Source organism: Spirosoma aerolatum, from assembly GCF_002056795.1.
GTDB lineage: Bacteria > Bacteroidota > Bacteroidia > Cytophagales > Spirosomataceae > Spirosoma > Spirosoma aerolatum.
Map to the genome: position 1 here is coordinate 3,788,683 of NZ_CP020104.1, position 12,513 is coordinate 3,801,195.

The following is a 12,513-nucleotide window of genomic DNA, read 5'->3' on the forward strand; positions in this document are numbered from 1 at the left end:
TGCCATGAAAAAAGTACTGTTCACTGCCGCTACACTAGTTACTCTGCTTTCGACGGGCGCATTTGCCCAGCGATATGGTTATCCCGACAACAGGTACCCTCAACAGCCTGGGTATAATCAACCCGGTTATGACTCAGGGTATGGGCAGCCCAATTACAACTACGACTATGATGATTACCAGTTCGACCGTCACCTCGACTGGTGGGACCGTGAACTGGGGCTAAATCGTCGGCAGGAGCGCGAAATTCGGCGGATACGGGATCGGTTCAATCAGCAGACGCAGGGCCTTGATCCTCGTAACCCCCGTCAGCGGGCTTTTTTCCGGGAGGCTCGTCAGCGGCAATTCTTCGATATGATGGCCGTTCTCCGGCCCGATCAGCGCGATCAGGTAATTGCTCATATGCGTCCGTATGAGCGTTCGGCAGGTCGCGGACGAGGGTACGGAAATGGCTACGGCAATGGACCCTATGGGTATTGAGTATAGGAAGGGAGTGTTGAAAAAGCCGGTCAGCTTGACCGGCTTTTTTTGTTGAAAAGTGGTCGGCCAGAAGCGTATCCCTCAATGCTCCGGCCATTTATGACAGGCCATATCGGTTATAAACCGCTCATGCAACATTGGGTTGACAGATTTGTCTTTATTTTGTATTTTTCCCGGAAACTCATTTTGCAAAACTATATGTTTAACCATCAACAGATGAAACTAACGGGCATGTTTGTGGCGGTAAGTGCGTCAATCGCATTTGCTCAGCCATCGCCCCCTCAACCTAACATGTCGCAGAATCCATTTTTAGTACCGTACGCCACTCCCCATCAGACGGCTCCATTCGACAAGATCACCAATGCCGACTACCTGCCAGCTATTAAAGAAGGAATGGTTGAAGGGCGTAAGGATGTAGCCGCCATTGTCAATAACCCTGCCAAGCCAACTTTTGACAATACGATCGTCGCCCTCGAGCGGTCGGGTGACCTGCTTAGTAAGGTAACATCGGTGCTGTTTAACCTGAATAGTGCCGAAACAACCCCTGAATTACAGAAAATCGTGAAGGAGGCATCGCCCATGCTGAGCGAATACCGGAACGATATTGCCCTGAATGACAAGCTATTTGCTCGGGTTAAAGCGGTGTATGACCAACGGGCCAGCCTCAAGCTCAACCCAGAAGCGGCTATGCTGTTGGAGAAAACCTACAAACGCTTTTCGCGCAACGGGGCCAATCTGGACGAAAAAGGCAAAGAACGGCTGCGGGCCATCGATAAGGAACTGTCGCAGTTGTCACTGGAGTTTGGCGAGAATGTGCTGAACGAAACCAACGAATACCTGATGCAGGTAACCGATGAGAAAGACCTCGCCGGATTACCTGATTACGTTCGGGAAGCGGCTAAAGCTACGGCTAAACAGAAAGGCAAAGAGGGCTGGGTATTTACCTTACAGGCTCCCAGCTATGGGCCATTTATGCAGTATGCCGATAACCGGGAGTTACGGAAAAAACTGTTCATTGCCTACAACAGCCGTAGTTTTCAGGGGAATAAAAACGACAACTCAGCCATCATCGCGAAAATTGTAAATCTTCGTTATGAGCGGGCTAACTTGCTGGGTTACAAAACCCACGCTGATTTCGTGCTGGAAGAGAGTATGGCCGGATCGACGAATAAAGTACAAAGCTTCCTGACGGAACTGGTGACCTATGCTCGCCCAGCCGCCGAGCGTCAGTTAGCTGAACTGACCACCTACGCCAAAGCCCATGGTTTTAACGAGGATAAACTACAGGCCTGGGACAACAGCTACTACGCAGAGAAGTTGAAAAAGGAGAAATACGATCTCGACGACGAAACGCTGAAGCCTTATTTCAAACTGGAAAATGTACTGAATGGGGCGTTTACAGTGGCTAACAAACTTTATGGCATTACCTTTAAGGAGCGTAAGGACATTCCGGTGTATAATCCCGAAGTAAAAACCTTCGATGTATTCGATAAAGACGGAAAGTTCCTGGCCGTGTTCTACGGTGATTATTTCCCCCGGCCGGGTAAGCGTAGTGGTGCCTGGATGAACGACGTGCAGGGCCAGAAAGTAGAGAATGGCGAAAACATCCGTCCGCATATTGTCAATGTTTGCAACTTCACCCGTCCTACCGATACCAAGCCATCGCTGCTGACCTTTTACGAAGTGACTACCCTCTTTCATGAGTTTGGTCATGGGTTACACGGCATGCTGGCAAACGGAACCTACGAAAGCCTGAGTGGTACGAGCGTTCCCCGCGATTTCGTAGAACTGCCCTCGCAGGTGATGGAGAACTGGTGCTATGACCCCGAAGCGCTTAAACTCTTTGCGAAGCATTATCAAACGGGTGAAGTAATCCCTAATGAGCTGATCGAGAAAATCCGTGCCAGCCAGAACTTCCTGGCTGGACTGGCTAATCTGCGTCAGTTGCGGTTTGGTCTGGTCGATATGTATTACCACAGTCAGAAACCAACAGGCGAGAGCATTTCGCAGGTGGAAAGCAAAATCGATTCGGTCGCTAATTTATTTCCTCATGTCGATGGGGTGGCCTTTAGCCCGGCATTCTCACATATTTTTGCGGGAGGCTATTCGGCTGGCTATTACAGCTATAAATGGAGTGAAGTACTGGACGCCGATGCCTTTGAATTCTTTAAGGAAAAAGGTGGCTTGGAAAATAAAGCTGCTGCCGATAGCTTCCGTAAAAACGTACTTGAAAAAGGCGGTAGCGAAAAACCAATGGAACTCTATAAAAAATTCCGGGGCCGTGAACCATCGCCCAAAGCAATGCTCCGGCGAAGCGGATTGATTTTGTAGTAATCAAAACAATGGGGCAGCCAATTCTGGCTGCCCCATTGTTTTGATTACTACAAAATCAGACTAATTGACGGTTTTGCGTAGTAAGACCAGATTGTCTAAGACCAGATTGGAACTCCAGATAAAACTGGCATCATTGCCGCTGGCATCAAACATATCCGTAAAGTTCTGATACGAAGGTTTGTTGTCGACACCTACAGTCGTATTGGTAAAGGTGGCGGCTGCAGGCCAGCCCGAATCATCGTAACTGCTGGCATACCAGTTGGTCGGGACAGCCCAATGGATGCCATAATTGCTGGCCGAACCGGAGGAGGTGCTACAGTTGGTCGAATACCGATAGTTGCCCGATTCGGAGAGGCAGCTTAGATCAGAAATAGGAGCGATGTAATAAGTTTGCGCTTTCCAGTTACCATCGGTGATCGCTACCACACTATTGTTTTTATCTTTAATTACGGCTACAAACCCGCCATCGCCAGCGTGGTAGCTGTTACCATTGTTTGCTTCGGTACCCAGGCCTAGATTTTCTTCCCAGTCTACACATTTTACGGCCACTGTAAAGGGTTTTTTTGCCTTAAAGCGCAGAATACAGGAGTTGAAATCAGTATACGGAACAGGGTCTTTACCAACGGGCGTTCCGTTTACATACATCTCAAAATAATTGTCGGCGAAAATATAGGCCGTGTAGGTGTCGCCATCACTATCAACCGTTACAACACTATTGCTGCTAAGAGCGGATACTGCCGAAGCGGTGTTGGCGTAACTATGGCCTGATACGTAACTGTTGAATAAATCGGAGGCAAATGGAAACGAGCTGGTGCTATAGTTTACATCGGCAGGTACTGCCCAGGTTTTATTGTCGGTAGAAGTAATGCTACCCAATGCAGCTATTCGCAACCCCAAACTGAACAGGTTGGTTGTGGTGGTAGTGGCTTTACCCTGTGTTACAGAGCCTGTTCCTGAATAGCTACCTGAGGCTGTGGTTACATTGGAATCGCTTGTACTACAGGAAAGAACAAGACCTACGGCAAAGGCTAAGCAAGTGATTCGGAGCGTTGGGAAATGGTAAATCATGAAAATAAATGTTGAATGATAAACGATTAGACGATTTTGAATCTGTTTCCCTACGCTTTTGCCTCAAATTTTAGAAATGGTTACCGTTGGAATAGAGAAGTAATCAAAAAGCCAGACTCAAGTCTGGCTTTTTGATTACTTCTCTATTCCAACGGTAACCATTTCGGATTTGTATTTGTACCAGTATTCGATTAGGTCCGCTATCAATCCTGTCCAGCCGGTTTGGTGACTAGCGCCCAGGCCCATTCCATTATCGCCGTTAAAATACTCATAGAACAGGTACAGACCCTGGAAATTCGGGTTGTCCTGTAAAATTGGATCCGCTCCGTAAGCCGCAATCCGGCCATTTTCGTCGCGTCGAAAAATGTTTATAAGGCGTTCGGTAACGTGCATAGCGGCTTCTTTTAGGCTCATCACCTGCCCTGAATTGGTAGGGTATTCGACTTCGAAATCATCGCCATAATATTGGTAAAATTTCAGGAGCGAGTCGATCAGCGGAAAATTAAGCGGAAACCAGATCGGACCACGCCAGTTGGAGTTTCCGCCAAACATGCTCATTTCCGACTCGGCCGCTACATAACGAACCTGAAAAATCTCGCTGTTCAGTTCAAACTGGTAGGGCGTTTTTTCGTGGTATTTCGATAAGGCCCGGATGCCGTAGTCCGATAAAAATTCGGTTTCGTCGAACATCCGTTTCAGGATCATCTTCATGCGGTGGCCACGCAGCAGGCTAAGCAGGTGCGTTTCGCCCTTACCTGGTTCGTGCCAGCGCGATACCAGCGAAGCCAGGTCTGGGCGATTGGTCAATACCCATTCAACCCGGCGTTTAAAGTCAGGGAGTTTGGAGAGCAGGGCTTCGTCCAGAATTTCGACCGCAAATAAGGGAATCAAGCCAACCATCGACCGGATTTTAAGGAGCCGGGCATTGTGGTCGGGCATGTGTAGTACATCGTAATAGAACTGATCGACTTCGTCCCAGAGGCTGATATTCTTGCCACCCAGGTTATTCATGGCCGAGGCAATGTGTAGGAAGTGCTCGAAAAACTTGCTGGCCATGTCCTGATAACTAGGCCGGGTCAGGGATATTTCACAGGCAATTCGGAGCATATTGAGCGTGTACATGGCCATCCAGCCTGTACCATCCGCCTGCTCGATACGCCCCCCCATGGGCAGCGGCTGACTTCGGTCGAATACTCCAATGTTATCCAGCCCCAGGAAGCCACCGCCAAAGATATTGTTCCCCGATACATCCTTCCGATTGACCCACCAGGTAAAATTGAGCAGGAGCTTATGGAACACGCGTTCCAGGAAGTTCACATCACCCACTCCGTTCATGTCGCGGTCGATCTCGTATACCTTCCAGGTTGCCCAGGCATGCACAGGCGGGTTGACATCACTGAAATTCCACTCGTAAGCCGGAATTTGTCCATTCGGGTGCATGTAGTATTCCCGAAGGATAACGGCAAGCTGGCGTTTGGCGAAATGAGGGTCCAGTCGGGCCAGGGTTAGCGTATGGAAAGCCAGGTCCCAGGCCGCAAACCAGGGGTATTCCCACTTGTCGGGCATGGAGAGAATATTGGCCGTGTACATATGCCGCCATGTTTCGTTGCGGGCATACACGCGACCCTGAAACGGAACCGGCATTTTAGGGTCGCCTTTGAGCCACTCGTTGACATTGTAGTAGTAAAACTGCTTGTTCCAGAGCATACCCGCATAGGCTTGCCGCTGGATGGCCCGCAGTTCGGTATCCGCCACATTTTTCTGGAGCTCGGCGAAAAATGCGTCGGCTTCTTCGAGTCGTTTGTTCCAGATCGCATCGAAATCGGCGAAGGGATGGGTCAGATGTGTCTGGTCGCTGAACCGTAGACGAACCTGGATGCTTTCGCCTGCCGGAACTTTTCGGGTATATTGAGCCGATGCCTTGGTTCCGATCTGATTGGGGTTGATAAACCCTTTTCGCCCACCTGAAACGATGTAGTTATTAATACCATCTTTCGGGTATTTCGACACATTGGGACGGCCGTAGAGCCGTTCGGTATTCGTATCGTTATCGCAGAAAAGCAGTGCGTCAGCCTCTTCGCAGTAGAGTTTATATTTGCCCAACTGCTTGTGATTAACCTCGATCTGGTTATTGGCGATGCCATTCAGCATGGGCCGGGTGTTGTACTGTTCGTAGCCCCAGGCCCAGGTATTCCGAAACCAGATGGTGGGCAACAGCGTCAACGGGGCCTCTTTGTCTGAGCGGTTGTGGGCGGTTACGGTTACCAGCCAGTCATTTTGATCGGCCTTGGCGTATTCGATAAAAATATCGAAGTACTCATTTTTATCGAATATCCCGGTATCGGTCAGCTCGAATTCGGGGGCCTGACGGTCCCGACGCATGGTTTCGATAATCAGTCGGTTGTAGGGGTATTCCTGCTGCGGGTATTTATACAGCATTTTCATGTACGAGTGGGTAGGTGTACTGTCCAGATAATAGTACAGTTCCTTCACATCTTCGCCATGATTGCCTTCGGGCCCGGTCAGGCCAAACATCCGTTCTTTCAGAATATTGTCTTTGTGATTCCAGAAAGCCAGCGCAAAGCAAATGTGACCTTTGTTATCGGAAATACCGCCGATGCCTTCTTCGCCCCAGCGGTAGGCTCGTGAGCGGGCCATATCGTGCGACACAAAATTCCAGGCATCGCCATACGGACTGTAATCTTCACGAACCGTACCCCAGGCACGTTCAGAAAGATAAGGCCCCCATTTTTTCCAGCCTTTGTTATCGGCTCGTTCGTAAATGCGTTCGCGTTCAGCAGTAGGCATAATAATGTCGTCAGAATGTTCACCCTTGTGGCGGGTACCTTAGGTCACGGTAGATATAAGCGTCAAATATAGTATGCGTGCCGAGGATTTAGTAGAAAAATTTTGTACGTGGTGACCGTTAAGTTTAGTGAGTCTGGCTTTATGAATCAGGTATATACAACGGATGGGAGTCGGGAATATAGCCACAATTTGGTAACCAGATAGCCGGTCGAAACAAGTAAAATCAGAATTTAGACGTAAAACGAGTTTGTGTTGTCACGTACTCGTAGGTAAGTTATACCAATTCATGTAATTGGACAACTAAACGCTTCCTGAAGTTTGTTTGTCCATCTGGGGAAGGCGGAGGTATTAGCCGATAGGTAGAAACGTTTGGAAAGCTTATGTACCAATCCGGACGTATATTTGGTGTATCTGAATACGGAACAAATGAACCCTCAACCCAATAATCCATTACACGGAAAAACGCTGGAAGCCATTCTGACCGAACTGGTAGACCATTACGGCTGGGAACGATTAGGCCGAAAAATCAGGATCAACTGCTTTGTCAGCAACCCCAGCATTAAATCAAGCCTGACCTTTCTACGCAAAACGGACTGGGCCAGAAAACAGGTGGAGGAGCTTTATCGGCAACTGATTGGTCACTGACTACCCTGAGTTTTGGCTATTCAGCCGTCAGTTTCAGTATATCCTGTAGCAGGGCGTCGGTCATACTGGGCCGTTTGGCATTGTCATCGACAATCTGTCCTTTTTTATTGATCAGGATATACCGGGGAATACTCTGTATGCCAAAATACTGAACGGTCCGCGATTTCCAGCCGCCTGTCGAAAGCCCCTGTTCGCCCTGGAGCTGAAGTGTGTTAAGGGCACGCTTCCAGACGTCTTCGTTATCGTCGATCGATAGATAGAGGAAGACGATCTGCTCCTTCTGTTTTTGGGTAAGGCGTTCCTGGAGCTGTTTGGAAAAGGGAAATTCAGCCCGGCAGGGGCCACACCAGCTTGCCCACACATCCAGATAAACGACTTTTCCTTTAAAATCGTCGAGTGTAACGGGTTCGCCCGATTGATTAACGAAGGAAAACGTATTCGGGGCTATCGTCCGTTTTTTAGAGGCTGTTGCGATGGGTTCATCTTTTCGGGCCATTACCTCACCACAACGGGTTTTTACAGCCATGGCATACCCTGCCGGATTGGGCGTAGCGTTGAGCAGGTTGAAGACATCCCGTACCGACGAAGGGGTGGCTTTCTCACAGTTTTCGACCAGCAACCGGGCCAGCGCATACTGATAGGGTTTGCCGGTTAAGTGCTGGCGGGCAAACGACGCTTTATCAGGCAGGCTGGTCTGGATGTCGGCAGTTGTATATTTTACGAAATTCCGGGCTTTGGCATTAAAGTAGGTAACGTAATAAAACAGAAAATTCTGGTATGAATCGGCTGGTAAAGCGGATTCGTCGTTGACATTGAGTGTTGCTAACTCCTCAACCATCACAGACGGCAGTGCATTCAGGCTGGTCAGACTGGGCTGTGCGTTTCCACGGATGATCGGATACGCCAGCAGCGAATGCCAGTAGTTCCAGCGAATACGGGCCTCAACAAATTTCCGAAACGAATCCGAAAACGCACTCTCCTTCGGATGGGATTTGTAGAACGCCAACTGCGCCTTGCGGGCGTCGAACAGGCCCATTTCCCAGGCATCGATTCCGGTTGCCTGTAGTTTCGCATACTGGCTGGGAGCATCGTAATCGGCCTTGAATTTGCTGGCAAACTCAGTCAGGAATTCTTTTTCGGAGGCACTGGTGAATAAAGTTTCCGGCTGGGGGCCCTGGTAAAGCGATTGCGCCAGGCTGTAACGGAATCCCAGAAAAATAAGTAAGAGTATAAAACGGTACAGGTTCATCAACATTGGCAGGATTAAATGGGATCGAACACGGATTGTCATGATTTTTATGAGTAATTAGGATCAAGGTGAATCATAACAATCTGCGTTCGATCAAGCATAGGCAAACTTCATTCCAGAATCAGTCTTTTATGGCTGCCAGTACACGTTTGATCAATTCATTGGGGTTTCCGTTATGCCATCGCCAGACAATCACAATATCGTGCTCCGGGTCGATCCAGATGGTATTGGAACCGGCACCGATGGCAGCATAACTCGTAGCCGGGGCGTCGGGCCAGGCTTTTTTACCCGTTGAACTGGTGCCCGTGTTGAGCCACCACAGATACCCATAGTCGGGGCCATGCGGGCTGGGCGTAGTGGCCTGCCGGACCCAGTTTGAGGAAACAATCTGCCGATTGGCCCAGCGACCCTGGCGCAGAAACAGGTAGCCAAAACGCGCTTCATCGCGGGTGTTGATCCAGAGACCACCCCCCCAGCGAGTACCACCGCTCACCGAAGGCATCGACTTACCATCGACTTCGGCTACAGCATTCGGGTAAGTGACGTATTGCCAGGTATCGGAAGCGCCAATTGGATTCATGATTTCATCCCGGACAACCGCTGGAAGTGGCTTTTTCCATAAACGCAGCAGCGACAGGGCAAACCGATTAATCCGAACATCATTATATTCGTAAAAGGTGCCTGGCTTCTGTAACGTACGCGATTTACGTTCGCCTTTGCCAAAGGCCTCTTTCCCTACGAAATCACTGTTCTTACCCCACAGACTACCTTCCCATTCGCTGGTTTGGGTGAGGTGATTTTCCCAGGTGATCGGTTTATTCTGCTCCGAATCATAGCCACCATCGTGAATGAGTTTGCCAACCGGATCATGGATATCCGGAATCATACCCCGTTCGATCGTAATCCCCGCTACCGTCGACAATACGCTTTTGGCTACACTATAGGTAGGGTCCGGGTGTTGGGTATCTCCCCATTCGGCAACGATGTAGCCATGCCGGAGAACGATGCCATTGGTTGCCGCCCGGCTGGAAGGCATCGGGCCTAACAGCTTCCCAAAGATTTCTTCCTGCGTCGAAAAATTGGGTGTCATCTGAGTGGTTTCCATTGTTTTGGCAAATGCAACTGCCTGATCCAGCAGAGCTGCGTCCATTCCTACTTTGTCGGGAGCACGATGTTCCCAGTCACCTTTGGGCGGGTAATAAACCGATTGGCTTACGGGAGGGCGATGGCAGGCTACCAGCACCGGTAGTACGAGCAGAAAGAGGGCTGATTTTTGGAAGAAAGGATGAGGCATACCGAAAAATTGGTAGATTATTGATGAATCGATCAGCTAGAAAGAAGCATAATCATATTGCCACTAAAGATAAGGCGGAATCCTGAACAACGGCGCATCGATCCGATTGGGGCCTTTAGAGAGACCGTGACGCATAAAAAACGTCTCGCCGGTTCAGAGACAGCGAGACGTTGTATAGAGCCAGGCGCAGTGATTTAGCGTCGGGCTGGACGAAGAACTGTAAACTGTTGTTGAAGCAGATAATACCCGCCGAACAGAATCGTGTTGAAAAACAGATCGCCAAATACGCCGTTCAAAAAGAAAGAACTACCCTCATAAAAGGCTAGTCCGGCTGCATAGCAACCCATGAGGCCAGGCATCGTTTGGGGATAGTATGAGCTACCGTACCATACGGCAAAGTTGGTGATTAGAAAAAACAGGATCGACGAGGTGACAGAAGCAATGGCAATGCGGCTGACCGATGGCTTTACGGAATTGATTCCTCGTCCGGCCCAAAGACCAAGCAGCCAGGTCAGTAGAAAGCTGGTATAAACCGCGCCCATGCTACCGTGAAAGCCAATCAGCGCGTCGCTCAGGAGCATAGCTATCAGGGGTATGGCCAGCCCCAGCCATTTCCGTTCGAACGTAGCAGCCCCAAAAAGGGCTACAGCAGCTACCGGCGTAAAATTAGGCCAGTGGGGTAGCAGACGAAACAGGGCAGTGGAAAGAACAATGACCGAGAGGGTAGTCAGTCGAGTCTGGAGTGGCTTCATTAGTGTACAGTCAGCGATTAATAAACGAATTCAGACGACCCGGTCAATTGATGAAAACCATTTCAGTCGACCGGATCGCTGCAAAGGTAACGCCAAAACAGATAACAAAAGCGCTATCACAAAAGTAGCGGTGCAGTTTAAGAAGTAAACATGTTGAATAGTTTGACGAAGGAAGGGTAGTAAGACCTGAAAACCGTACAGCTCCTAAACAGGTTTATAGAAGATACACAGGCAATCAACCATGAAAACCATACTGGTATCCGACATAAACTGGCACGACATGTTTGTGCCTGGTATGTCGATTTGGGAAGTAATCATTCGCGGAACGATCACCTACTGGTTCTGCTTTCTCTACATCCGGTTTTTCCGGCGTGGAGCTGGTCAATTGGGCATTAGTGACTTATTACTGATTACGCTGATCTCGGATGCTGCCCAGAACGCCATGGCTGGTGACTACACATCCATTACCGAAGGGTTTATACTGGTCGGTATCCTGGTAACCTGGGATTATGCCATCAATTGGCTGGGGTACCGGTCTGTGTTCTTTGCCAAAATAGGGGAGCCCGATCCTGTTTTATTGGTTAAGAATGGAGTAATGCTGCGGCAGAATATGAAGAAAGAACTCATCACTGCATCGGAACTGATGGGGATGCTGCGGGAGCAGGGCATAGAGCAACTCACCGACGTAAAGTCCTGCTACATGGAAAGTAGTGGAAATATTAGTGTGATAACACGATAAAAAAACCATTCATCAGTTTTTATTACCACTCATCCTTGATTACTACCTTTGGTTTTTATTTAGATAGTTGTCTAAATGATTAATTAGATATTTGTCTAATAATTTAATTGCCTGCTGATGAATACCCTTTTCAAAGCCTTAAATGACCCAACTCGCCGGCAAATACTAGACCTGTTGCGCGAGGGCGACCTGAACGCTGGTGACATTGCCGAGCGGTTCGATATGACGAAGCCCAGTATCTCGCACCACCTCGATTTGCTGCGGCAGGCCGGGTTGGTGGAAGCCACCAAGCAGGGCCAGTTTGTGAACTACTCCCTGAACACGACGGTAATGGACGAATTGCTGGCCTGGTTGCTTAGTTTTCAGAAAGCACCCGAGGCAGAGAAAATACCCCTCAAAAATACCCCCTGAATCGATTGATAACCAATGTCGTTTAACATCATTATTAACCATGAAAACAACCTCCACGTCTACCGAACTGCTGATGATCGGAACTCTGCTGGCTCCTTTCATCTATCTGGCCATCATCTGGAATCAGCTTCCGGCCCAGATCATTACCCATTATGATTTTGCTGGTAATCCCAACGATTCAATGCCGAAGGAGACGGCAGCGGTCGTGATGGGGGCTGTATCGCTGGTTTTGTATCTTACCCTCCGTTTTCTACCCAGCATTGACCCCAAAGGGCGCTTGCAAACCACAAACTATGAAAAACTCCGGTTTGTGGTGGTGCTGGCCTTTGCCTCCATCGTTGGCTGGATCTGGTACACGGCCCAGCACAACGTAGCGCAGCAATCGGTACTGATTCCATTATTTGCCATATTGGGCATTATGCTGGCAGGCATCGGCAATTATATCACCACCGTAAAACCAAACTGGTTTGTGGGCATTCGCACCCCCTGGACACTCGATAGTGAGACGGTCTGGCGGAAAACACACCGCATGGCTGGTCGGCTGATGGTCGTGGGTGGCTTGTTAAGTGCGGTATTGGCACTGGTCGTACCGATGCCGTATGGACTCTGGGTCATTATGGGTATTATTTTACTGGTTTCATTCATCCCCGTCGTGTATTCGTATATCTATTACCGTCAGGAGAAAAAGCATCAGTTAAACTAAGCCGTCCATTAACGGCTCGTAATCGGGTCGCT

The 12,513-nt window shown here is 49.2% G+C and carries 11 protein-coding genes; 6 read left to right on the top strand and 5 right to left on the bottom strand.

Annotated elements, in window-relative coordinates:
- The first annotated feature begins 4 nt into the window (after positions 1-4).
- A complete protein-coding gene (locus B5M13_RS15235) occupies positions 5-478 on the top strand; it encodes a hypothetical protein (protein ID WP_080056495.1) in 474 nt (157 codons plus the stop codon).
- A 231-nt stretch (positions 479-709) separates the two neighbouring features.
- The gene (locus B5M13_RS15240; RefSeq protein ID WP_179950500.1) at positions 710-2,809 is read left to right on the top strand and encodes a M3 family metallopeptidase; all 2,100 of its coding nucleotides are present in this window, start codon (positions 710-712) and stop codon (positions 2,807-2,809) included.
- 63 nt (positions 2,810-2,872) lie between these two features.
- Here B5M13_RS15240 and B5M13_RS15245 read toward each other — a convergent pair whose 3' ends face one another.
- The gene (locus B5M13_RS15245) at positions 2,873-3,880 is read right to left on the bottom strand and encodes a hypothetical protein (RefSeq protein WP_080056496.1); all 1,008 of its coding nucleotides are present in this window, start codon (positions 3,878-3,880) and stop codon (positions 2,873-2,875) included.
- 135 nt (positions 3,881-4,015) lie between these two features.
- Complete coding sequence (locus B5M13_RS15250; protein WP_080056497.1) at positions 4,016-6,688, bottom strand: MGH1-like glycoside hydrolase domain-containing protein; 2,673 nt, start codon at positions 6,686-6,688, stop codon at positions 4,016-4,018.
- 426 nt (positions 6,689-7,114) lie between these two features.
- On the opposite strand from B5M13_RS15250, the gene B5M13_RS15255 reads away from it, so the two are divergent.
- Positions 7,115-7,333 carry a VF530 family protein gene (locus B5M13_RS15255; protein WP_080059938.1) on the top strand — a complete coding sequence of 73 codons (219 nt, stop codon included), beginning with the start codon at positions 7,115-7,117 and terminating at the stop codon, positions 7,331-7,333.
- Between the two features lie 16 nt (positions 7,334-7,349).
- Here B5M13_RS15255 and B5M13_RS15260 read toward each other — a convergent pair whose 3' ends face one another.
- The 3 genes from B5M13_RS15260 to B5M13_RS15270 all read right to left on the bottom strand — a co-directional run bounded on the left by B5M13_RS15260 (position 7,350) and on the right by B5M13_RS15270 (position 10,628).
- Entirely contained in the window at positions 7,350-8,624 is a 1,275-nt protein-coding gene (locus tag B5M13_RS15260; protein ID WP_245860021.1) for a TlpA family protein disulfide reductase, read from the bottom strand.
- A 79-nt stretch (positions 8,625-8,703) separates the two neighbouring features.
- Complete coding sequence (locus B5M13_RS15265; protein WP_080056498.1) at positions 8,704-9,876, bottom strand: serine hydrolase domain-containing protein; 1,173 nt, start codon at positions 9,874-9,876, stop codon at positions 8,704-8,706.
- 194 nt (positions 9,877-10,070) lie between these two features.
- Entirely contained in the window at positions 10,071-10,628 is a 558-nt protein-coding gene (locus B5M13_RS15270) for a DUF6580 family putative transport protein (RefSeq protein ID WP_080056499.1), read from the bottom strand.
- Between the two features lie 241 nt (positions 10,629-10,869).
- Here B5M13_RS15270 and B5M13_RS15275 point away from each other — a divergent pair, with 241 nt between their 5' ends.
- From B5M13_RS15275 to B5M13_RS15285, 3 genes are all read left to right on the top strand, one after another.
- Positions 10,870-11,367 carry a DUF421 domain-containing protein gene (locus B5M13_RS15275; protein ID WP_080056500.1) on the top strand — a complete coding sequence of 166 codons (498 nt, stop codon included), beginning with the start codon at positions 10,870-10,872 and terminating at the stop codon, positions 11,365-11,367.
- Between the two features lie 117 nt (positions 11,368-11,484).
- Positions 11,485-11,778, top strand: coding sequence for an autorepressor SdpR family transcription factor (locus B5M13_RS15280; protein ID WP_080056501.1), 294 nt, complete (start codon positions 11,485-11,487; stop codon positions 11,776-11,778).
- 40 nt (positions 11,779-11,818) lie between these two features.
- Positions 11,819-12,481 carry an SdpI family protein gene (locus tag B5M13_RS15285; protein ID WP_080056502.1) on the top strand — a complete coding sequence of 221 codons (663 nt, stop codon included), beginning with the start codon at positions 11,819-11,821 and terminating at the stop codon, positions 12,479-12,481.
- Positions 12,482-12,513 lie beyond the last annotated feature (32 nt).